13 protein-coding genes, 1 pseudogene and 1 CRISPR repeat array are annotated in these 24258 nt (G+C 52.7%); of the genes and pseudogenes, 5 read left to right on the forward strand and 9 right to left on the reverse strand.

Features of this window, described 5'->3' with window-relative positions:
* Positions 1-8: 8 nt before the first annotated feature.
* The gene (locus tag SH287x_RS06805) at positions 9-1319 is read left to right on the forward strand and encodes a XylR family transcriptional regulator (RefSeq protein ID WP_479517840.1); all 1311 of its coding nucleotides are present in this window, start codon (positions 9-11) and stop codon (positions 1317-1319) included.
* Between the two features lie 202 nt (positions 1320-1521).
* Here the strand turns inward: SH287x_RS06805 and SH287x_RS06810 are convergent, their stop codons facing one another.
* Complete coding sequence (locus SH287x_RS06810; RefSeq protein ID WP_479517841.1) at positions 1522-2559, reverse strand: aldo/keto reductase; 1038 nt, start codon at positions 2557-2559, stop codon at positions 1522-1524.
* Positions 2560-2816: 257 nt separating this feature from the next.
* Between SH287x_RS06810 and SH287x_RS06815 the strand changes: the two genes are divergently transcribed.
* On the forward strand, positions 2817-4463 hold the full coding sequence (locus SH287x_RS06815) for a ThuA domain-containing protein (protein WP_479517842.1): 1647 nt from the start codon (positions 2817-2819) through the stop codon (positions 4461-4463).
* Between the two features lie 39 nt (positions 4464-4502).
* Here the strand turns inward: SH287x_RS06815 and glmM are convergent, their stop codons facing one another.
* The 4 genes and pseudogenes from glmM to SH287x_RS06835 all read right to left on the reverse strand — a co-directional run.
* Positions 4503-5849 carry a phosphoglucosamine mutase gene (glmM, locus tag SH287x_RS06820; RefSeq protein ID WP_479517844.1) on the reverse strand — a complete coding sequence of 449 codons (1347 nt, stop codon included), beginning with the start codon at positions 5847-5849 and terminating at the stop codon, positions 4503-4505.
* Positions 5850-5882: 33 nt separating this feature from the next.
* Positions 5883-7430, reverse strand: coding sequence for a hypothetical protein (locus SH287x_RS06825; RefSeq protein WP_479517845.1), 1548 nt, complete (start codon positions 7428-7430; stop codon positions 5883-5885).
* A gap of 275 nt (positions 7431-7705) precedes the next feature.
* Complete coding sequence (locus SH287x_RS06830; protein WP_479517846.1) at positions 7706-8032, reverse strand: hypothetical protein; 327 nt, start codon at positions 8030-8032, stop codon at positions 7706-7708.
* Positions 8033-8781: 749 nt separating this feature from the next.
* Positions 8782-8964: pseudogene (locus SH287x_RS06835) on the reverse strand (ISAzo13-like element transposase-related protein); the annotation flags it as partial.
* A gap of 559 nt (positions 8965-9523) precedes the next feature.
* On the opposite strand from SH287x_RS06835, the gene SH287x_RS06840 reads away from it, so the two are divergent.
* The 3 genes from SH287x_RS06840 to SH287x_RS06850 all read left to right on the forward strand — a co-directional run bounded on the left by SH287x_RS06840 (position 9524) and on the right by SH287x_RS06850 (position 13405).
* Positions 9524-10450 (forward strand): DUF1559 family PulG-like putative transporter, encoded by a 927-nt coding sequence (locus tag SH287x_RS06840; RefSeq protein WP_479517847.1) that lies wholly within the window; start codon positions 9524-9526, stop codon positions 10448-10450.
* 54 nt (positions 10451-10504) lie between these two features.
* Positions 10505-10942 (forward strand): hypothetical protein, encoded by a 438-nt coding sequence (locus SH287x_RS06845; protein ID WP_479517848.1) that lies wholly within the window; start codon positions 10505-10507, stop codon positions 10940-10942.
* 63 nt (positions 10943-11005) lie between these two features.
* On the forward strand, positions 11006-13405 hold the full coding sequence (locus SH287x_RS06850) for a N,N-dimethylformamidase beta subunit family domain-containing protein (RefSeq protein WP_479517849.1): 2400 nt from the start codon (positions 11006-11008) through the stop codon (positions 13403-13405).
* Positions 13406-13449: 44 nt separating this feature from the next.
* Positions 13450-18753: a CRISPR direct-repeat array (repeat unit 36 nt; unit sequence GCTTCAATGGGGCCGCGCTGTTTTAGCGCGGATGAC).
* A gap of 237 nt (positions 18754-18990) precedes the next feature.
* Here SH287x_RS06850 and cas2 read toward each other — a convergent pair.
* The 4 genes from cas2 to cas7g all read right to left on the reverse strand — a co-directional run bounded on the left by cas2 (position 18991) and on the right by cas7g (position 24258).
* Entirely contained in the window at positions 18991-19284 is a 294-nt protein-coding gene (gene cas2 / locus SH287x_RS06855; protein ID WP_479517850.1) for a CRISPR-associated endonuclease Cas2, read from the reverse strand.
* Positions 19285-19412: 128 nt separating this feature from the next.
* Positions 19413-21224 (reverse strand): CRISPR-associated endonuclease Cas4g/Cas1g, encoded by a 1812-nt coding sequence (gene cas4g/cas1g / locus SH287x_RS06860; RefSeq protein WP_479517851.1) that lies wholly within the window; start codon positions 21222-21224, stop codon positions 19413-19415.
* A gap of 208 nt (positions 21225-21432) precedes the next feature.
* Positions 21433-22980: a type I-G CRISPR-associated protein Csb2 gene (gene csb2, locus SH287x_RS06865; RefSeq protein ID WP_479517852.1), complete on the reverse strand. Its 1548-nt coding sequence runs from the start codon at positions 22978-22980 to the stop codon at positions 21433-21435.
* 195 nt (positions 22981-23175) lie between these two features.
* Positions 23176-24258, reverse strand: a complete 1083-nt coding sequence (cas7g, locus tag SH287x_RS06870) for a type I-G CRISPR-associated RAMP protein Csb1/Cas7g (RefSeq protein ID WP_479517853.1) — start codon at positions 24256-24258, stop codon at positions 23176-23178.

Raw genomic sequence — 24258 nt, forward strand, 5'->3', positions numbered from 1 at the left:
ACGCACAGATGACATTGAGACAGCAGATTGTCCTTTATCTGGTTGCTTTCTCAATGGCCTTTTTTACAATCCAATGTTCCATTTGCACATGGATGGCAGCTTGTGTGAATGTTTTATGTGGTTTTTCGCGCATGCTTCGTTTAGAGAGCCATCACATGAAAAAAAGTCTTCTTGAAATCCGTCAATCACGCCTTAATCGATTTCGCGTGGCATTGCTGATTCAGACAGCCACAGATTGGAGTCGTCAGGTGCTTTCTGGGATTGCGAGATTTGCAGATGAGCGGGGAGGCTGGGATTTTTATCTTGAGCCGCGTGGACTCGATGAACAAATGGCTTTACCCAAAGACTGGCGAGCCGATGGCGTCATTCTTCGATTAACACACCCTTCGCTTCGCGCTGCCGTCGTTCGTCACAAGATACCAGCGATTAATGTGGCTTGGTTATCTGAACACAGTCCTTCAGTTCCTAAAGTTGTCTCAGACGAACGATTGTGCGGTGAGCTTGCCACTGATTATTTTTTAAAGAAAGGATATGATCAGTTTGCTTTTGTTGGCCCCAGGCGTGAAGGCTATTCAAATCGCTTTGAGCAAGCGATTATATTAAAGATGAATGGCTGTCGTTTTTTTCGGTTTGATCCAGAAACGGCAGGAACATCCCTGAATCGGTCACGTCTGACTCGATGGCTGAAGGAGTTGCCGAAGCCAATTGCTTTAATCGTCTGGGATGGGAGTTTATGTCACGAAATTGTGCTTTCCTGCTTTTCTGCGGGTCTGGAAATACCAGAGCAAATCGCTGTACTTTGTCTGGAAGCCGACCCCCTACTCTCAGCCCTCTGTCCCGTTCCTCTTTCTTTTGTCGATCAAGACGGTGATGCCGTTGGATATAAAGCTGCCGCTACTTTGGAACAGATGATGTATGGCTATCCGTCACCATCTGAGCCAGTTCTGATACCACCATTGAAAATTGTTGAGCGTCTATCTACGGATTATGTTGCAATAATGGATCCCATTATAAAAAGGTCACTTAAAATACTCAGAGATCGTGCCATCTCGCTTTTCTCAGTGTCGGATCTTGAAAGAGAAATGGGCTTGAGTCGTCGTCAACTTGAGCATCTCTTTATAAATAAAATTGGCGAAACACCTTCATCAGTCTTACGAAATATCCGTCTGGGGTTGGCAAAGGATCTCCTCAGGAAGACCGACTTGCCATTGGAAACTGTGGCAGTCCGCTCGGGATTTCAAAATGCAAGCGCATTTATACGCTGTTTTCGCAGAAAAATCGGCACGACCCCAGGTGAATTTCGTAAGTCGTCGGGGTAAATGAAAAAATACAATAGAACGCTAACTCACTGATGAGATGCTAGCGATTTCAAGGGTTAATAGATATTCATTATTGGGTTATTGAAATTGTGGACGCACATAAAAAATGCCATGCCCAGGATATCTCCGGGCATGGCACTCAAGATGATGTTAACTTGTGAAAGTTTATAGGAAATAAGTTGATATCTTTTATGAATCGCTTCTACCACTTGACCGGTGAGGGGTTGCGTTCCTGGAAGAAATTCTGGTGCCAGTAGGGGTACGCGATCTGGCGGGAGCTTACCTTATCAAGCCGCTCGACTTGTTCGGAGGAGAGTGACCACCCGACAGATCCCAGGTTCGCCCGCAGTTGTTCTTCGTTGCGAGCACCGATAACCACCGTGGAGACACTGGGGCGGCCTAGCAACCAGTTCAGTGCCACTTGGGGAATCGTTTTATCGATCTCTTTTGCGATTTCATCCAGCACGTCCACCACGTGATAGAGAAACTCGTCATCGACAGGTGGCCCCTTATCGTTAGAGACCTGACTATGGAGGCGACTGGTTTCTGGTAGAGGCTGACCGCGACGAATTTTCCCTGTCAGACGGCCCCAGCCTAATGGACTCCAGACCACGGCGCCAACCCCTTGATCAAGAGCAAGGGGCATTAATTCCCATTCATAGTCTCGTCCTACTAGAGAATAGTAGGCTTGGTGAGCAATATATCGGGAATAACCGCGTACGTCGGAAACCCCGAGAGACTTCATCAGGTGCCAGCCGGAAAAATTGGAAGCACCAATATAGCGAATCTTGCCCGCGGTGACGAGATCGTCAAGCACTCGTAAGGTTTCTTCGATAGGAGTTTTTGCATCAAACCCATGGAGTTGATAGAGGTCGATATAGTCAATCCCCAATCGCTTGAGGCTTCCATCAACAGCCCGAATGAGTCGCTCGCGTGAGGAACCTGCATCGTTGGGGCCATTGCCGGCGCGGAACGTTCCCTTTGTTGAAATGAGCACTTGGTCACGCCGGCCTTTAATGGCAGCGCCCAGAACTTCTTCTGATGCACCATCAGAATAGATATCAGCCGAATCAAACATGTTCAGGCCATGTTCAAGGCAGAGATCAATCAGTCTACGAGCTTCTTCCGGCCCCGTCGTTCCCCACGCCTTGAAGAATTCATTGGTGCCGCCGAAAGTTCCTGTTCCCAGCGTCAAAGCGGGAACTCGAAACCCTGACCGTCCCAGATATCGGTATTCCATGATCTTTATCCTTGTTCCTGTGAAGATGAAACTCTCGACACTCAGAGATCCGCATTGAGTTCACGTACTCGGTTTTCCGGAGAATGTGGCTGGCAGCTTTACCGATCATCATCCAGAATCTTACAGCATTGCGAAATTAAAGAATGATGGTCTTGATGGCATCTGTGCAGAAACCTGCTTGCGATTCACATCATTTCTGTGTTGCATAGTGAGATGGATTGTTCAAATTCCCTGAAAAATACTGCTGAGAACTTCAGATGATTGCTTTCCGCCATATCCTGCGTGTGATGCTTGTGGTGCTGGCCAGCAGCATTTCGATGACATCATTTGCTGGGGAAGGACTGCATGTAACGCTGCGAAGTCGTGTGCCGGTGGCTGGTGGAACAGCCTTGGTGGAGAAGACTTCTCAGATATTGGCAGTCACCGAGTCCGGTCACGCCTCTCTGGCTGTCCCCTATCGGCTTCAGTTCCAGCCCGCTGAGTGGAACCCTCGTGAGACAGCCATTGTGGTCTGTGATCTGTGGGACACGCACACATGCCCGAATGCAGCCAAACGCGTGGCTGAAATGGCGCCACGTGTCAACGATCTGCTGAAAACCCTTCGCCAGCGCGGCGTACTGGTGATTCACGCCCCCAGTAACACCATGAAATTTTATCAGGGATACCCAGGCCGTACGCTGGCTCAATCTGCTCCTGTCGTCGAACCTGTTGTTCCTCTGAAGTCATGGTCGCCCTTGGACGCCACGCATGAGGCGCCTCTGCCGATCGACGACACCGACGGCGGTTGTGATTGCGAACAGCCAAAAAAATCAGGGCCTCCTTATCCATGGACGAGGCAGATCGCATCGATTGAAATTGTTGAAGGAGATGCGATTACCGATTCTCAGGAAGCCTACTATCTCCTGAAGGCTCGAGGAATCAAGAATCTGCTGGTTGTTGGCGTACATACGAATATGTGCATTTTGGGGCGGCCATTTTCCATTCGCCAGATGGTCAAGCAAGGATTAAACGTCGCTCTGGTGCGTGATTTGACTGATAGTATGTACAATCCCGCTAAATCCCCTTTTGTCAGCCATTTCACCGGAACCGATCTGGTCGTTGAGCATATTGAAAAGTATTGGTGCCCTTCAGTCACCAGTAATCAGTTTTTAGGCGGTGAAGAATTCCGTTTTGCCGATGACCGGCGTCATCATGTCGTGATGTTGATTGGGGAACCTGAGTATCAAACCGCGCTGACACTTCCTCCCTTCGCCGTCAAATCTTTAGGCAAGGACTGCCGTGTGACAGTTCTGCATCTTGATGATCAATCCCAGAACCATTTTGAAGGGATTGAAGCAATCAAGGATGCAGATGTGCTTTTATTAAGCGTCCGACGACATCCCCTGATACCAGGTGATATGAAAGTCATTCGTCAATATGTCGATGAAGGACGCCCTGTTGTGGGAATTCGCACTGCCAGCCATGCGTTCTCATTGCGAAATCAACCCTCTCCAGAAGGGACTGTCGATTGGCCCAATCTCGATCCGCAGGTCTTTGGTGGTAACTATCGTAATCACTACGGTGCGCAGTTAAAGACAACCGCTCAGGTTGTAAAGAGTCCATTGAGTCATGCGATCACGAATGGGTTGCCTGAAACATCTTTTCCGACTGGCGGAAGCCTCTATCAGGTTTCTCCGTTGGCTTCCGATGCGAATGTGTTGTTGACCGGACGGGCAGATACTATTGAGCAGGCAGAACCTGTGGCGTGGTTATATACCCGAAAGGACGGGGGCACTTCTTTCTATACATCACTGGGCCATGTCGATGATTTTTCCCGACCCGAATTTCCCCTTCTGCTCAAACAGGCAATTCTCCATCTTGCCAAGTCGTCAGTTGGATCTGATTCAGTGAAGTCCGGGAAGTAATTCAATCGACTGATTATGGTCGAGTTGGCAACGATCGGATCAAGCGACAGCGGCAACGATCGCTTTGGCTTGGTCGCAGAGTGCCCGGGCCGCGTTTTCATCGGGGGCTTCCGCGATGATGCGAACAATCGGCTCTGTATTGCTGGCGCGGATTTGAACCCAGCGGTCTGGCCAATCGAGCCGAAGACCATCCCCTTCTGTCGCAATGGCATCTGTGAAGGTCTGTTTTAGCGATAAACACGCAGGAGCCACGCACTCACGGGGGCATGTCAGCTTGTCCTTCACGATAATGTACTTGGGAAGCGTGCTGACCCAGTCGACCAGACGAGCCTGTCGTAATGCCAGCCCATGCAGGAGATAGGCCATGCTGACGAAGCTGTCTCGGACATAGCCCACTTGTGGTTCAATCACCCCGCCGTTTCCTTCGCCGCCAATGAGGGCATTGACTTCGAGCATGCGAGTGACAACATTCGCTTCTCCAACTGCTGACCGATAGAACGTGCAGCCATATTTTGCGGCAATATCAGCCGTCGTACGACTTGTCGAACCATTGACTACCACTGAGCCTTTCTTCCGTGAAAGGACATGATCCACACAGAGGGCAAGTGTCAGTTCTTCTCCGATGTACTGGCCGTTGTTATCGACAATCGCCAGACGATCGGCGTCAGGGTCTTGCGCGAAGCCAACATCTGCTTGATGCAGTTTAACGGCATCAATTAACGCCACCAGATTTTCCTTAAGAGGTTCCGCAGGATGCTCAAACCGTCCATCGGGAGTCCCACCGAGCACAATCACTTCACAGCCGAGTGATTTCAGCCATTCCGGTGCGAGAATCGAGCCTGAACCATGAGTGCAATCAAGTACGACTTTGAACTTCTTGGATTGAATCGCTGACAGGTCAATAAGGGAGTTAACCCGCTTGATATGTGCCAGAGCAGCCGTTGGATCTTCGACCAGTTCACCAATGGATTCCCAGGTTTTGTAAACGGGGCCGGTTTTCTCAAGGATCGCCAGTAATTCGGTTCCTTGAGCGGCATTCAGGACAGAACCTCGCGACGAAAAAGGCTTGAGTCCATTCCATTCGATGGGGTTGTGGCTCGCGGTGATTTGTAGTCCGCCAGCGGCTTTCAGTTCTGTGACAGCCACACCACAAGTGGGAGTGGAGGCAATCCCCAGATCGGTCACCTTGCAGCCAGCGCCCGTCAGCCCGGCAATCGCCGCATGCCTCAGCATAGTTCCCGTTGTTCGCCCATCCCGTGAGAGGACAACGTGCCCACCTTGCAGCCATGTTCCCAGAGCAGCGGCAAAGCGTGTGACATATTCGGCATCAAGCCCGTTGCCAATGATGCCGCGAAGGCCCGAAATACTGAGAATCCGTTCTCCCATGATGCCTTTTCCTGTTTTGATCGGGTTGAAAAATTACTGAGGTGAATTTGGCTGCTGAACTGACAACGTTGTACTGGATCCCGGTGGCTGCCCGCTATCTTTTTGGGTCTCGTTCGTAAGAGTCTCGCCACTTGAATCTGTATTTTCGGTGGAAAATGTCAAGCGGCATTTGTGTTTGAGATATGCCGTCCATGGCCAGAGAATTAAAGCCATTGGCCCGAGAAAGCCGAGAATCGCACCAATCACGCCAAACTGGCTCGCTCCCAGCCAAATAAGAAAACCGGCTAAAGGATGAGTGGCCAGCGCGGCCCGGAAGAATGGATCATACAAGTGCGCGCGGACATAAAGAATGTTCGCCGCACACTGATGTTGAATGGCCAGAGTGATCGCCAGAAGAATCGTCGGAACAAGAGGGAGCAGCCTGGGCTTGACCTTTTGAGTTAGCCATCCGATGGTTCCCGGCCGGATTATCTCGGGAGGGTCAGCAAGAACCGGCAGCAAGGCCACTGCCGCTAGAAACGTGAGGATCGCTGTGATGAGGAAAAAATTGGACTGCTGATAGGATCGAGAAAACAATTCGCTAAATGAACGATATTTTTTTTGTGCCGCCAACGTGGTGAGTGTTGGTAGCCGCGTTTGCAACCATGCACTAGCAGCTGTCTGAATGGATGTCAGGATCGCATAGACCAACCCCAGGCGCCCGGCCATGGCCGATCCTTGATAAGCGAAGACCACGGGAATCATGGGGGCATGGGAGATTGTCAACAGGATTCCTTGAAGGCCAGCCCGCAATTGAATGGGCCAGGCTGTACCCCACCAGTCATAAACAGTATGCACAGGCTGAGAGAAGACAGCCCCCAGAATCCTGCGCTGAATCAAAACCAGATAGGTGGTCTCGACCGCAACACGCGTGATCGCGACGGCCGCCGCACTCCACACACCAAGATTCAAGGTCAACGCAATCCACATCGTGGCCGTTCCCAGCAAAGCCATGATGAATCGCATCCGCTGAACGGAAAGGACTTCTCCGGCAGATTCCAGAAAGACGATCGGAATACTTTCAACCTGAGAAATCGCAGCGCAAGCCACTACGGTCATCCATGGCCCCTGCCAAGAGATGGCGGTGCTCTCGGGACGATTGACGAAAAACCAGATCCCCAGACTCAGCACCGCGATCAGGAAGAAGCCAGCCTGTATTGAACTGCAAACCAGACCCTGGCGTAGCAGGCTGGCTGCCAGTGACTTGTTCTTCTCACTGGCTTGCCAAGTCACCTGGTCTGCTGACCACCTCCCTGGTGAAAGAGTCCGGACGAAGCGACTGTTGGCCAGAGCGTGTCCTGACAGATTCATAAAGACGAGGGCAAGCCCCAGTTCAAAGAGATTTTGCAAATTCAGAAGGCTGCCGAATGTGTAAAAGAACCCCTGCTCATTTTCGGTGAGGTGAGATGCAACCAGAAGGACTGTGATGGGGCCACTCAGCAGTTGCCATCCTCGTGAAAAGACAGCAAAAGCGACCGCTCGGCTCACGCCCAGTTGACGAGCGAGTTTAACCAAGGCCTCATTGGGCGATTGCCGCGACATCCCGCACAGTACTCCTTGTTGGGGTTGCGGCTCTTAGTAATCGAACCGATAGAGAGTGTCCAGAGCGAGGCTCACATTCCCTCAAGAGAAACTTCTCGTATTCTGAACTGACAACGGGAGGTTTTCCTTCAAAAAAACATCCTTGCTGTCAACAGAAGCACTCTGTCAGCAGCAAGGATTGATAAAAGTCACAGATTCTCAAATGCTTTTTGCCAGAGGAATATCCACAGGATAACCGTCCAGATAATAAAACAGGGATTGGCGTTCCCTCTCCCTTACCAGACCAGTTCTTCGGCGGCAGGAGCCTGTGGGATCGCAGGATAGGACAGCGGAAGAGGAGCGTCATAAGGCGAAATGTAGCGAACAGTGGTTTGGCCCATCGCAGGAAGTGTGTATGTGGCGGCGTTGCTATCAACAACGAGATGGCTTGATCCAGTGAAGTCACCATTCACCATCGCAGGCTGAGCACAGAGGGCTGGGGCTGGTACAACAGATTCTGTATACGCTTGAGCGTCCCAATTCACGTCCCCATTCCCTTCACTGCCACTGCCAGTGAAAGTCAGGTCATCGGCTGCCCAGGTAGCGCCTGATTCCAGGCTCATATCCAGCGCTGGAGAACTACAAACTAAAACACGACGAGCAGAATGCCAACGACGATGAGAGCCTGAACAGCCATTGCATGTGGTGATAGAGCCACTACACATCGGGGCAGAACAGGCTGGAGAAGAGCAAACCGGGCGAGAGCAAACAGCACCGGAGCAGTTCGATCGCGCACAGGAGGGAGCACTACAACCGCTTCCTACCCAGACCGGGCCGGAATAACCGTTTCCTACATAACTCGATCCAGCACAGCTGGAACCCGCACAGGATGAGCCTGCACAAGAGGGTGCTGAGCATCCAGAGCAATTGGCTCGATGTCGATGCCCGGCTTCCAGGCGGTTGTCATTGTTGGTATTCAACGACATCGCCAAAGTTCCAGCAACGATCGCGGCTGCAAATATTCGAAACATCATTCGCTCTCATCTCAGAAAATCGAACCAACCAGATTTCCAGCTGCCTGTGGCCTAAACGCGCCAATGCCAGGCAATTCAATACTCTTCGAGAAGAATACCGAGATTCAGAGCATCTGCAATACGGTCAATTGGGAGGAATGTGATGACTTTAGCGTGTTGATGCTCAAATGCTTCGTCCCTGAAAACCTTTCACGATTGTGTGTTTCTCCTTTTTGACAAATTGTTCATTGTCTTGAACGTTTCTGTGGGCACCGCTTCACGTGCGCTAGCCCAGGAATTTCAGATACCGGGAGGGTGGGAGATACGCGAATCAGCGACAGCAGTTCGTGGAGCGTTCACAACGGTTCTCCAGCCCAGTTGAGCGTGATGAAAAGGAACAGCCGATGTTCGTTCCAATTCCATTTCAAGGTGCCCGGCGGATAGTGGCAGATGGTGATTGTCAGGCCGGTCTCGGTGGCGAACGTTTGTAGTTCGCGCTACCACAGACGACCTCGCGACGAGTTGCTGCTGCCACCGTCGGCCAGTCCTGGGCTACGGCACCTGCATGATTTGGTTCCCAAGAGGTCAGATTAATACATAACTACTTGATGGCGAAAAATCTCATACCAACTACCGGGTACTTATTAAATTAGTTTTTTTGCCAGCCTCTTAGGCACAAAAAAGTCGATAGAAGGCCACTTGTCGGAAAGGTGGCCCGGCCTATACAGCAGAGAATTCCTCTGCCGTAGCTTGCACTTGAGCCTCATCAGACTCCAGCGAGCGAGGAAGGTTAAGTTTTATTTACATGCCGATTGGAAATATGAAGAAATCAGGAATATCGGCGAGAACAATCAATTTATTTACGCAGTGAATCAATGCTTTCCACTTTTAGTTTGCATAGCATAAGACGGTCGACTTGACGGCTTTTAGACGATTCATGATGGCCCAACCCGCCGCCAAACCACCGTCGTTCACCTGTTGCTCCAACGATTTATTGTCAGGGCCTCCGGCAAATGAAAACAGGACGGCGCGTGTTCTGGTGATCGCTTCGTTGTTAACACTGATCGTGATGTCTTTGGTTGCTCTCTGAAGGGAAGTGTCATGAAACGAGGTGCGTTTACGTTGATTGAACTCCTGGTGGTGATTGCCATCATCGCAGTGTTGATCGCGCTCTTGCTTCCCGCAGTCCAGCAGGCCCGCGAAGCAGCCCGGCGGGCGCAATGCAAAAACAATTTGAAGCAACTTGGCCTGGCCTTGCATAACTATCACGATGTATTCCAACGGCTTCCCATTGGAGTGGTCAAACCGGGAAGCGCACTTTCAGCCACAACTGGCGGATATACATGGTTTCGCGCGATCTGGCCGCAGATCGGCGAGGCGCCCCGTTACAATAGCTGGGATGAAAATGCCGGCTACAACTCGGGCCAGAATTTGGATCTGGTGACCCCCGTCATTTCCATGATGCGCTGTCCCAGCGACACGGCGGCGGCCTACTTTCGCAATATTCCACAATACAACTATCTGGCCTGTGTCGGGAATACCGGCTTATATAACAATGCCCGCAACGGTGTCCAGTTTTCGCCGGGGGCGTTTTATTACAACCATACAAATAGTGTTGGTACTGCCTATCGTTTTGCGGAAATCACTGACGGTCTTTCAAACACGATAATGATCGGCGAAGCCAGGGTGGGTACTGTCGGAACGCCTTCGGACAGCGCCTCCAGCGCGGGGGATCTTCGCAACATCCTGCTGTATTCAAATCTTTCGGTTTTTGTCGCACACTATCCACCGAACACGGCGATCGCCGACAGGATGGAAAGCGGCTACTGTCGCAACACAGACGATCTCCCATGTGCCGCCGGAAACAATCCCAATTGGGGCACTTCCGCTCGTAGCCGCCATACGGGAGGGGTTCACGTGGTGCTGGGTGACGGTGCGGTCAGGTTTGTCGGCAACAGTGTCGATATCGAGGCGTGGCGTGCCCTGGGCACGAAAGGGCAGGGAGAGCCTCTCGCGGACATATTCTAAAGCCTGATACGGCACGATTGGTATGATCCCGTCGATTTCCTGAAGGGGAAGTTTATGACCACGATACGGCGCGTGTCTTGTCTGCTGCTGGGGATTGCCTGCTGCGTTCCGGTGGGTTGTGGCTGGTTGGGTTCTGCTGCTCCGAAGCGGCATCAGGTCAGCGGAACCGTGAATCTGGACGGCAAGCCTTTGCAGACCGGCGAGATCCTGTTTTTACCTCAGAACGGTGGCTCGTCTCTTTCCGGCGGATCAATCACTGGCGGCAAGTTCCTCATCCCCCAGGCGAAAGGACTGCTCGCCGGGCAATATCTCGTCTCGTTCTCGTCGACAGTGGAACGCCCGTTTCCCAAAGGAAAAAGGGACTCCATGGGCGAGGGATCATTGGAAAGCGTTGAGATGTTGCCAGCCCGCTACAATGAAAAATCAGAGGTCTCGGCGGAAATTTGGGATGCCGGAGATAATTTCCTCTCATTTGAGCTGTCATCTAATTGATGTTTGCCCTCATCAGAATTTGAATTTTCGCGACATCATGACACCGCATCAAGGAGATGTGAAATGTCTTCCAGAGAGCCGCTGACCCGCCGCGAGATGCTCACGGAATCGATAGCCGGTTCGGTCGTCGGCTTATCGTTCCTCTCAGGGTCGCACGAAGCCTTCGCCGAAGAGGCTGCTCGTCACAGCGGTTCTCATATCCCCTCGCAGATGGTGGCTCCCCCGTTGCCACCGCATCGACCCAAACACGTCGGCGGAGTGCATGCCTATGCGAACCATAGCGTGTATGCGGGCGAAGCCATCGATTTCCATGTCAGCAGCACGGTCGACTACCGATTTCAATTCGTCAAGCTGGGGTCGGTTCCCCATGGTGATATTCCAGATACGATCTTGTGGGAGGAAAATGGCAAAGCGGAAGCCCGTCCCATTCATCCCGGATCGTACGTCCTGATTGAACAACCCCCGAACATCGATTTGATGAAAGAGTTCACGATCTCGATGTGGATCCGTCCGTTTCGCGTCAAAGGCGAAACGCAAGCGATCATCTCCAGGAACGATCCCGACGAACAATCCGCCTTCGTCTTGCTTGTGGAGGACGCAAAGCTGTTTCTGGAAGTGGCCCGCCCCAATCAACGGCCGATTCGCCTGGAGGCGTCCAGAAAGATTGCCCGGCGTCAATGGAATGCGATTGCCGTGACAGGCTCCAATAAGAGTGTTTCTCTTTGGATCGATGGCCGGAAAGTTGCGGAGCAGCAGCTTTTTCTGAAAGCGGAGGCCACCGGGCATGATCTGCTCGAACCTGTGCGAACTCCTCTACGGTTGGGTTCCGCGATTCGGAACGGCTTGGCCTCCGACTTTTTCGATGGAGATATATCCTGCTGCGCGGTGTACCACTCTGCCTTGAACAAGTCTCAACTGAAGGCGATCTTCGAGGCGCGGGGGTTGACCACTTGCCAGAACCCGCAGCCCGCCGCATTTTGGGACTTCTCCGATGAACAGGGATTTCAAGTCCGGGATGTTAGCGGACGGGGACACCACGGGTGGATTTTCAATCATGGCACCTGGATGATCGGCGGTCCTTCGTTCTTGGCGCAATCGGTCGACAAGTACGACTCGACTTACGATCCCCGCAAAGACCCGGAGCGGGGACATGCGTTGCGCCTGGCGAGTGACGACATTTACGATTGTCGCTGGCCGGTGAAGCACCGTGTAAGTGTTCCAGAAGACGCCAAGCCGGGATTTTATTGCGGGCGATTCGAATATGAGGCGGATGGTCAGACCTATCAACACAATGCCACAGTGGTCGTGAAGCGGGCGAAGTCCCTGCGCCGATCGCAAATCCTGGTGCTGGCGGCCAATAACACCTGGAGAGCCTACAACTGGTTTCCGTTCGCGGAGAATCTTCCGCCGGGCCCCCGCAACTGGGGCCAGTCTCAAATTGAGACGACACAGTCGGATGCGTCGCTCCCCGCATATTGTCTCTATCGAGGCCATCATGCCGGACAACCGACTTATCAACTGGGGCTGAAAATCCCTTGTGAATCGGCGGAACCGTATCGCTGTTACCGGGGAAGCCCGTTCTGGGGACAATGGGTCGCCTGCGAGCGACTGCTGCATCTCTGGCTGGAGCGTGAAGGCTATGAATTCGACGTTATTACCGATGAGGATCTGGACGCGGATCCAGGGCAGCTCGACGACCGCAAGACCTTGTTTATTGCCGGCCATAGCGAATACTGGTCGTTTCGCGCGTATGACGCGGTCGACCGCTTTTTAATACAGGGAGGAAGCGTCGCAGTCCTTTCCGGAAACAGTCTGTTCTGGCGCGTCGAATACGATGCTTCAGGACGGATGGATTGCCGCAAACTGGGGACGGGAATGCTCGCATCCAATTGGACACATCCGGGCGAGACTTATCACGGAGTGGAATCTACGAAAGGCGGGCTGATGCGATTCTGTGGAAAACCCGCCTGGCAATTGATTGGGCTGGAAACCGCAGGGTGGTGCGACGGCATGAAATTTCTGCCATATACAGCCGTCAACACGGATCACGCCCTCTTCCATTCGCCGCATCAGGTTGGCTTGAAGCAGGATGACATGTTCGGATACTTCAAGGGGATTGGCGTCGTCGGTCATGAATACGATGTACGCCCCAGTATTCTCGTCGCGGCCACTCCACAAATGCCGGCGGGGTATGAAGACATCCGCGATCCCGCTGGGATTGCCGTGTTAGCGGAATGCCGATCCTCGTTTAAGATCGCAAGCTATCTCGCGGAGGCGAATGCGGCCCAGGAGAACCCTTCAAAAGTGCTTTCTGAGATCATCTACTGGGAGCGTCCCGAAGGAGGGAGGGTCTTCAACATGGGATCGGTGGCGGCTCCCTGGGGAGTGTACTACGACGAGCAACTGGGCCGACTCATGCACAACGTTCTTCACCGCTTCGGCGTCAAACCGGCCTCCGTCTGAGAGCAAGCCATTCGTGGAAAACTCCAATTCTCAAAAAGCGACTGGCTTCAATAGGGCCGCGCTGTTTTAGCGCGGATGACGCATGCGGATTAGGCGACGTTCGTTAGCCGATAGGCAGCTTCAATGGGGCCGCGCTGTTTTAGCGCGGATGACAGGACGTCCCCACCAAAGCCCGGCAAGTGCTGGTCAGGCTTCAATGGGGCCGCGCTGTTTTAGCGCGGATGACAAAGTGTATTCCACACAACTAGAAGAAATCTAACAAGCTTCAATGGGGCCGCGCTGTTTTAGCGCGGATGACCGCTGGGTTGCCAGTGGATAACGAGCGTAACCAATCAGCTTCAATGGGGCCGCGCTGTTTTAGCGCGGATGACCTGTGATGCCCTGCCAAATCTCCATGAATCGTTCGTAGCTTCAATGGGGCCGCGCTGTTTTAGCGCGGATGACGAGTTGACCACCCGGCGGTACGGCACCACACCTCCCTGGCTTCAATGGGGCCGCGCTGTTTTAGCGCGGATGACACGAGTGATGATCTCACGGCCAAAAGAGAGATAACCGCTTCAATGGGGCCGCGCTGTTTTAGCGCGGATGACTGGATTCCCGGTACAGTCAAGTACATCTTTGGCTTTGCTTCAATGGGGCCGCGCTGTTTTAGCGCGGATGACAGAAGTCCAAACTCATCAATATGGAATTTATTGGTGCTTCAATGGGGCCGCGCTGTTTTAGCGCGGATGACTCGACCCATCGGGTAATGTTATTACTGCACCACGTGCTTCAATGAGGCCGCGCTGTTTTAGCGCGGATGACGGGGCCTGTGGTTTCTTGCGTGCGTGTGACGCGCGCTTGCTTCAATGGGGCCGCGCTGTTTTAGCGCGGATGACAAAATCAGAGTCGTAGGAAAAGATAAGGTCGAGAAGGCTTCAATGGGGCCGCGCTGTTTTAGCGCGGATGACGAGAGTTTCTCTGTGGTTTGACGGGTGGGGCGAGTGGGCTTCAATGGGGCCGCGCTGTTTTAGCGCGGATGACTTCACGGATTTTGTATACTGTACTACTGGTAGTGCCGCTTCAATGGGGCCGCGCTGTTTTAGCGCGGATGACCTTGATGGAGAACACTCTGTTGAGACGGTTACACACGCTTCAATGGGGCCGCGCTGTTTTAGCGCGGATGACTGTTCCGCAACGGCGGTGAATGGGATGTGATTGTCGCCAAGCTTCAATGGGGCCGCGCTGTTTTAGCGCGGATGACGTCTTGAGTAAACGATCTTTACTGAGTCTTGTAAGTTCGGCTTCAATGGGGCCGCGCTGTTTTAGCGCGGATGACGTGTAATAAGTCGCGGCTTGTCGCGGCCAAACATTGGCTTCAATGGGGCCGCGCTGTTTTAGCGCGGATGACGTGGCCGACGAGGACGGGGAAGCTGCTGCGATGGCCCGAGCTTCAATGGGGCCGCGCTGTTTTAGCGCGGATGACAGCAGACCGACAACCCAGCTTAGGGCCGTCAACTAGCTTCAATGGGGCCGCGCTGTTTTAGCGCGGATGACGTCTTCTCCCTCTTCGTTGAGATTCAAAGTGCGAGTTGCTTCAATGGGGCCGCGCTGTTTTAGCGCGGATGACGCAGGCAACTACATAAGAGCCGAGACCGTGGCATGACGGGCTTCAATGGGGCCGCGCTGTTTTAGCGCGGATGACTCGCCAATCTGGATAAACTCACCGAGTCTTCGTGACAGCTTCAATGGGGCCGCGCTGTTTTAGCGCGGATGACCCGCGCTACGAGCTTCGGATTCGCTCGGATTGTCCGGCTTCAATGGGGCCGCGCTGTTTTAGCGCGGATGACGTCTTGAGTGGAAGATTGCTTCAGGAAGTGCTGCAGCTTCAATGGGGCCGCGCTGTTTTAGCGCGGATGACAGGACAATTGCATGCCAATGCGTTTGGCTGATCTGAGCTTCAATGGGGCCGCGCTGTTTTAGCGCGGATGACTTCGAGTCGTTCGGCGAGCTGCGAAACATCGTCATGCTTCAATGGGGCCGCGCTGTTTTAGCGCGGATGACCTGGTTGCGTTCAATTCGTGATCAGTGCCAAGCGGCAGCTTCAATGGGGCCGCGCTGTTTTAGCGCGGATGACAGGACGGGCCTTTGGCCGGGATCTGGCAGACCAATCGGCTTCAATGGGGCCGCGCTGTTTTAGCGCGGATGACGACAACGTAGCGATTGATCCTGACGACATGGGTTGCCTGCTTCAATGGGGCCGCGCTGTTTTAGCGCGGATGACCCATTTGGCCCCGGCGTGCCAGTTGGCCCGGCTGATGGAGCTTCAATGGGGCCGCGCTGTTTTAGCGCGGATGACTCTGCCAGCAAGACCCGTGAAGAGCGACTGAAGGCTGCTTCAATGGGGCCGCGCTGTTTTAGCGCGGATGACAAGGATCAGGCAACGACACGACGTCAGTGTGGGCAGTGCTTCAATGGGGCCGCGCTGTTTTAGCGCGGATGACGGCCTAATGATGTGGCTGCCATACCCCTGGACGGTGAGCTTCAATGGGGCCGCGCTGTTTTAGCGCGGATGACGCCTTTGGACTCGGGAAGAACAACCGCAAGCCCATTCAGCTTCAATGGGGCCGCGCTGTTTTAGCGCGGATGACACCATGTCCGATTCACAGTATCGTTTAGTTGCTCACATGCTTCAATGGGGCCGCGCTGTTTTAGCGCGGATGACCGGAAAAGTCCCCGGGAGAGTGTCGGGCCGAAGAGGTGGCTTCAATGGGGCCGCGCTGTTTTAGCGCGGATGACCGGTGCTCGTTCCACTCCGATGAACGAAGGGAAGGTGCTTCAATGGGGCCGCGCTGTTTTAGCGCGGATGACACCGGCAAAATGATCTCTTAGAGATACGCCAGACGGCTTCAATGGGGCCGCGCTGTTTTAGCGCGGATGACGGCGAATCGTCCTCTGTGAAGCATTATCGCGAGCAGGTGCTTCAATGGGGCCGCGCTGTTTTAGCGCGGATGACATGGAGCTGCTCGGGCAAGACCCGGGCGAGCTGCGCGAGCTTCAATGGGGCCGCGCTGTTTTAGCGCGGATGACGAGTTGACCACCCGGCGGTACGGCACCACACCTCCCTGGCTTCAATGGGGCCGCGCTGTTTTAGCGCGGATGACGTGGCATGGGCCAGCGCTCCGGTGTGGGTGGTTTGCCAAGCTTCAATGGGGCCGCGCTGTTTTAGCGCGGATGACCCATCATTCATAACCTGCCTCTGCATCACGATGAAATCGTGCTTCAATGGGGCCGCGCTGTTTTAGCGCGGATGACGAGTCATGCCAAAGTTGCATACAAAACCATTGCCGAGCTTCAATGGGGCCGCGCTGTTTTAGCGCGGATGACACGATACTTAGCTTGAATATAACCTTCCTCTCCGCCGCTTCAATGGGGCCGCGCTGTTTTAGCGCGGATGACATTCGGTCGGGGCGATCGATTGCGGCCATTTCGATTTGCGCTTCAATGGGGCCGCGCTGTTTTAGCGCGGATGACAACCGTCCCAACTCTCGCGCCATCGCGAGTCTGTTTGCTTCAATGGGGCCGCGCTGTTTTAGCGCGGATGACGGGGCCATGCCGTCACGTTGATTGATCTTGTGCGGATTGCTTCAATGGGGCCGCGCTGTTTTAGCGCGGATGACTCGATGCGTGCTGAGGCCCGGCCAGAATGTCTTGCGCTTCAATGGGGCCGCGCTGTTTTAGCGCGGATGACGGCGAACACCTGACAGCAGAAGTCCCCGGAGATATGCTTCAATGGGGCCGCGCTGTTTTAGCGCGGATGACGGCGAGAAGGATTTTCAGCCACGCGAACCAGGACATTGCTTCAATGGGGCCGCGCTGTTTTAGCGCGGATGACAACCACATCACTTGGGGGAGCTTGTTGGATTATTCAGCTTCAATGGGGCCGCGCTGTTTTAGCGCGGATGACTCCATGAGTCTTTACATGACGGAGCGACAACCACCGCGCTTCAATGGGGCCGCGCTGTTTTAGCGCGGATGACTAAGAATCCAGCCGCACTTGAGAATCTTAGCCCGGCAGCTTCAATGGGGCCGCGCTGTTTTAGCGCGGATGACAGTCGTTGCGGATGCGTGCGTACTCTCCCTTCCAATGCTTCAATGGGGCCGCGCTGTTTTAGCGCGGATGACGCGGTGCATCCTCTCGTTGTGACCTGTTCCAGTAATGGGCTTCAATGGGGCCGCGCTGTTTTAGCGCGGATGACCTACAATCCCTTTTTGCATTAACAGATTTTTGCCTGTGCTTCAATGGGGCCGCGCTGTTTTAGCGCGGATGACTGGTCAAGCCTCCTGTGGCAACTGACATTCCAATCTGAATCGCTTCAATGGGGCCGCGCTGTTTTAGCGCGGATGACAATACCGGATACGTGACCGCTGCAAAGTGCGTCGTGCAGCTTCAATGGGGCCGCGCTGTTTTAGCGCGGATGACGATGCCTCAATATCTACGAATCTAAATAGGGATCGTCGTGCTTCAATGGGGCCGCGCTGTTTTAGCGCGGATGACTACTTCGATGCTGATCAATTCGCTGGTGTTGTCTGTGATGCTTCAATGGGGCCGCGCTGTTTTAGCGCGGATGACCAGCAGTGGGCAACGCTCCGACAATTCCTTATGACCGGGCTTCAATGGGGCCGCGCTGTTTTAGCGCGGATGACGCCACTGCTGGAATCGACCAAACCCGCACAATTGCGGTGCTTCAATGGGGCCGCGCTGTTTTAGCGCGGATGACGTGAACCCGTGGAAATCTCTGCGACCATGCGAGGATCGCTTCAATGGGGCCGCGCTGTTTTAGCGCGGATGACCGGCACCGGTCAGGAGGTTGCCGTTATCGGCACTCCAGCTTCAATGGGGCCGCGCTGTTTTAGCGCGGATGACAAGCTGCTGAGGAAGCCGCCGCTCCCCTGGTCGCTGACTGGCTTCAATGGGGCCGCGCTGTTTTAGCGCGGATGACAGAAGAGATGCCAGTTATCCCTATCCATTGGGGTATGCTTCAATGGGGCCGCGCTGTTTTAGCGCGGATGACGTCGGCCACATCCTTGCAGCTAAACTTCCGCATGAACGCGCTTCAATGGGGCCGCGCTGTTTTAGCGCGGATGACTGCGAATATTCCCTTTGCTCCCAACAGACGGAGGATCGCTTCAATGGGGCCGCGCTGTTTTAGCGCGGATGACAAGCATGGGACTCGTTGGATACCAATACGTGAGATTCGGCTTCAATGGGGCCGCGCTGTTTTAGCGCGGATGACCGTTTTCCTTTGATTCAGTCCGTTCGGTCTCGGCCAGCTTCAATGGGGCCGCGCTGTTTTAGCGCGGATGACCGCCCGGGTTCCAACTGCTTGTCATTTCAGACTTTAGCAGCAGCTTTTCGAGAGGTCGAGTCGGAAGCAGGGGAAATAGGCGATGTGAAAACATGGTGTTGAAGTAACTCCTTTCTTTGTTGGGTGTTAAGTTCTTCGAGCGATCACGGGGTTTGTTGCGGCACTGAACCGCTCGAAATCCCAAGTATGCAAAAAAAATCAGCTGTTCGTTTCTCAGGCGTTCTCAAGGCTTCGTGGTCAGAAAATCATGGCTTTTCGTTCGGGAATCTCCATGCGAGGTTCGCCCCAGAATTCAACACAATCGTCTCCTCGAGCACCGGCGTGGCCCAAGTTCACAACCATGACACGATCTTCCGCCAAATTCAAGATTGACCACAGCCCTTCTTTCAGTGTGAGTAACTGCATGGGAGACAACTCACAACGAAAGACTGAGTATTGTAAGGACGTACCAAATCCACACAATTTACGGTGGGTTAGGCGGAGTCGTTTTGCGTCTGCGATATCGTAAGATATTAGATAAACGGTCTTCATCAACTCTGTCCCTTGGAATAATCTTGAGAGAAAGTGAGATGTTCAGAAAATATCTGAAGGCAAAAAGCGAGTTTTTTGCTTGCTGAAACATTTCAGCGTGACTTTGAGGCTGTCATTCAGATGACTGATCAACGGGTACAAAAACCGGGGTATTTGTCGAGTTCACCTAAGAGAACACGTGAGAGAAGCCTCGCTTGAACTTCGAATATTCGGCGATAGCTAATCTTATAGCCAAAAATGGGATGTGTGATCTCTGTCTCCATGCGGCGTTCGTAAGCAGCAATCACGGCTTTTCTGCCTGGTTCAGTGAGAGCTACGCTGCCTGCCCTTCTGATAAAACTTTTCGGGCTGACCTCTTCGTTGTTAATGAGGGTGAGAACCGTGGAATCGCCAATGAGAGGACGAAATTCTTCAGCCAGATCCAAAGCCAATGAAGGACGGCCGTACCGAGGTTGATGCAGGAAACCAAGGAATGGGTCGAAGCCGACTGCCTGCAGAGTGATTGTCAATTCTTTGGTCAAAAGTGAATAGACAAAAGAGAGAAGCGCATTGACGGGGTCTGTCGGAGGACGTCGATTGCGTCCTTCGAGGCTGAATTCTTCTCCCCCTCGCAGTAATCTGGCAAAGCCAGAAAAATAGATTTTTGCGGCCATTCCTTCCAAACCCATCAGAGAGTTCAGATTATTGACCTGTTCAAGCTTCTGAATGAAGTCGGCCAGTCGGTCAAGGTCTAACTTGTATTTCTCTTCTGAGTGCCGTCTTAATAAGGTGCGGGAGTTTTTAATTTTGGCGGAAATAAAGCCTCGGGCGATGGAGAGAGAGGCTTGAGGGTCAAAAGCGGCTTTCGACTGAGCCATCCGAAGTTCGACATTTTTGTGGCTCATGCCGGTGGTGACGGCAGTGAACCATCCCCCATAAGAGAAGTGACTGATGGGGATGTTTCGGTCAGCTAACTCCCGAATTGTCGCAGAGGTGATTTGCACATTTCCCATTAGACAAACCTGAGAAACTTGAATCAGCGGGATAAATTGCGGAGCTGATTTAACTGGTGTGAGTTTCAGGCGTTCGCCATCTTTGCCAATATAGGTTCCCTGGTCCTGGATATAGAGTGGCAGGGCATCATCGCGCGCAGGGAGGAGTTTCCGAATTTTCTCTGTGTTCGGGGGATTGGCCTGAGTGTCACTACCGCTTTTTAAACAGTTGGTTTCATCAGGCAGGCAGATACTCACCAGTGAGCAACGTGGACACTTGGGACTATCCAACAAAGGGAGTGGCATCTGGCGCGAAGCCGCCATCTGCCGCATCTCTTTAATCAGTAGGCGAGTGCGAGCGATGAGGGTCTCATCAAACTCAATACGAACCCGACGTCGGGATTCAATATAATAGAGTTCGCCATAGTCACAGTCGTATCCATTCGCTCGTAAGATCAAGCCTTGAGCACAAAGCTGTACCCGTTCAGGTTCCCAGGCTTTCTGGGGGATGTCGGGGACACTGCCCCGTTTGTAATCCACAGGAACCGCTTTTCGGCCAGAAAGCTCAATCAGATCCAACTTGCCCAGCAGTCCCTCGGAAGGAGCAGACAACAGAAGTGCTCGTGCAGCCAGACTATCAGCAGTCAATTCGTTCGTGGGTGATTCGTCTTCTCCAGAATTCGATGGTTGGTGCGAGAGTTTTTCTGGTGCTTCAAAAGACTTTACCGTCGGGCGATCGACATTCCTGTGGCCAAATGTCCCTTCTTTTGTCTCAGGATTATCGCGAAACTCACCTTGAACCCACTCAAGATAAGCAAGCCTTGGGCAATAGGTGAATTCATTGAGCATGCGGGCCGGGACGAGATCGTCATCGGACTGAGACTGGTTCTCACCTTCACCGGTCAAAAGAGCGGCTAGGTCAAGAAATGGGCTATCAGAACCGGACTGACCAAAATTGGGACTGATCACGACTCGACACCTTATTGCAGAAGGAGTCGTCCGTGACGAACGCCACAAGCCGCGGAAGACCACACGGCCCCGATACTTCAACCAAGTTGCCAAAGAGCTAAACCGCCTTGAGCAACTCACACGAAACAAGTCATGCAAGTATAGGCGGCTATTCCAGGGTGTTGTAAAGACCCTAGAAAGGATATTCAATAAAAATTACGCATCATTCCTATTTTGTCGGAGCAAAGAGGCCAAGGCCATAGTGGCTGGCATATCCAAGCGAAAGGGGGCCAATAATTTCTTTGTTAAAGTGTAGCCGAAAAATCCCACTCACTCGATAACCATCCCGAGCGTGTTTCAAACGGACGCGGCGGTATTCCATGGGATGCGGACGAGGTTTCCAGTCTTGGGCAGTAGCCTCAAGTTGTTCAATTTTCTCCAGATGAATTCCCTGATATTCCGGAAGTTGTTCTGCTATTCGTCTCCATTCGCGAGAGAGTGATTTCCTCATATCTCTGGCTGCTGTTCTGCTCCCTGTATGGGAGGGGGCAAGATAGGGAGTGATTGAGGTGAATACTTTCGAGGACTCGAATAGCTCATTACGAAAATTGGCGGGATCACCTAGTCCTATCAGTTGAATGCGTAGTGGATCACGATCGCGACAATATAAAGATTTCAAGTTGGAAAGCGCACTGGCTTCTTCTTCACCGAGTCCTCCCCTGGCAATCATTGTGAGATGTGTAATTCTTTTTGGATCAACACCTTCGGCTGTTGGCAGATAGTGTGCGTGCTGATGTCGAGTCAATGTGGAACATCCATCAAGCGACCGTCCGGAGAGAATCGGTGACGAATACCTTGTCGGATCATCGGTTCTATTAAAATTGTCTGCAGCACGGACGTTTGCTCGGCACCATTTTTCAAATTGCCCCATTGCAGCGTAGCGGAATTGTTCCGCTATTGTGATTGTCTCTGTGATCAGAGGGAGTACTGGGCCATCCAAAAGGAAGCGAGCCACAGTATAGGTCTTGGGGCGTCGTCTGGATGTAGGGGCTACCGTTGCTTCTGGAGGGCGGGAATAATTAATGACTTGGCTCCCTGGAACAGTGGGCCAACGCTGGGAGTGAATCGTTTCGGTATCCAGGCAAAGGTGCCACGGCGGGCAGTCGAAGTAATAACTGGCGGGATTGATTTTTCCTGAAGCCAGTTTTTTTGCATCATGTCGTGGATAGTATTCACTTGAGAAGGCTGTTACGGGATCCAGGCAGAGGACTGGAACGGGATTGGGGTCGGAGGGATCAGAAAGGATTGTGTCACAATCCACAGTTTCCTGGGACAAATTGGCTTCGATCCATGCTTCAGCTCTTCCCAGCCATGTGAAATTGTTAAGAAGTTGAGCCAGAACTTTCAGGTCATCTGAAGAAAGGTCTGCTTCCCTCCAGACGATATAGAGGGGGGCTTCTCGATTGATAGCGACAAACGTATCAAAAATGAGTGTCCGATCATCAGGCCCTTTTTTCTCCCACGGCATGTAGTGGCGAGTATGTGCTACACGATGTGGTGGAAGTTTGAAACAAGGTGGTAGTGCAAGAGTTGTCAGGATTCGCTGCATTTGCTCAACAGCGATTTCTGGCATAGTTCGCTTCCATACTGCGACGAGTCCTCGTAAGAGCCTCCAGGGAGAGGGAGGCCATTCGGGAACTCCTTCATTGACATGGCGTCCCCAAGGGGTTGCATGGTAGCGACCACCGGGAAATTTCACTTCGATTGTTACAGGCATCGATGCATCTCTCCTGGTGGTCGTTTAAAACCAGAAATATAAGTTGAACAAATTGTCGTATCCCAAAGCCGAGTGTACGACCACTCTGTCATGACAGATTATTAAATTCGTCTACTGGCTTGTTATCCATTTTAATCTGTCAAATCAGGTTTGAAGTTCCACAAGGTAATTGCCGTGAAAGGCTATTTTGTGGCTTTAACCTTTTGGGTTTGTCCATGTCAGTTGAGTGACGACGGGATTGGAAAAGAGTGAAGAATTTTTCTTGATCAAAGTGCTGATCAAGTCGGCAAGTTCTTCGGCTGCAGGGAGAATAAATCCTTGAGGTCTTTTTCCAGGAATGTTATCGGGGTCGATGGCTTCGAGTTCACAGGCCGTTCTTAGACGCATGTTGGAGTCAAGGAATTTTCTGACTTTCCAAAGTGATAGAGCGGTCAGTAACTGCTCGGCATCAGTTCCCAGGCCATATCCACGGATCTGAGCTAAATCAATGCTGAAGTATGCGGTTATATTTTGGGCGGTGAATTCAGTGCGATGGAAAGGGACGTTACCGTAGCCACCCTTCGCATCGACACCTGCAACACTGGGTTTCGGAAGAACACGATCAAATTTCACGCCACCGCTGTCAGCACGTTCGACACCTGTGGCTTCAATAAATGCGGAAAGGGCGCGCGGATGTCGTAAGCGTCCGGCAATCTTTTCGAGAAAGACACCGTGAATCAGAGAGCCAGGATCGTATTTAAAGCAGACCGCGGCCAGTTTGCGCAGATTGACGACTCCTGCAACATCACTGGGTTCACCATCGCCAGAAGTTTCGTCGGGTGCTGCGCCTTTCGAGGCTTTCTTGGATGTTGCAGCAACGGAAACCATACCGAGTTCAGGTTTCAGCACATCGGCAAAGGCTTTTCCATCGCTGGTTTTTCCGGTCATAATGTAGGGCGAATTCAAGCGGTGAAATTCAAGGATGCTAGACGTTGTATTATCTTCACCAGCCCCTGGCAGATTCACTTTAACTTTTACATAAGGGAGGCCTTGAAGTTCTGGCACAAGATCTTCAGCCGCTTCGTCCCAGCAGACGGCTTCTAATCGGTTGGCCATTGATTGTGCCGATTCCACGAGCAATGTGGGAATTGTGCCCCCCTGGCCATCTGGAGCGCTGTAGGTCGCTGCGCCCAGATCAGGAAAGCCCGTCGGCTGGATTCGAGATCCCGCCAGAGGTTTGAGCGGGGCTTCGATCAGAATGCGTGGTGACTTTTCCAGAGATTTCAAATCAACTGTCAT

The organism is Planctopirus sp. SH287 (assembly GCF_056500625.1).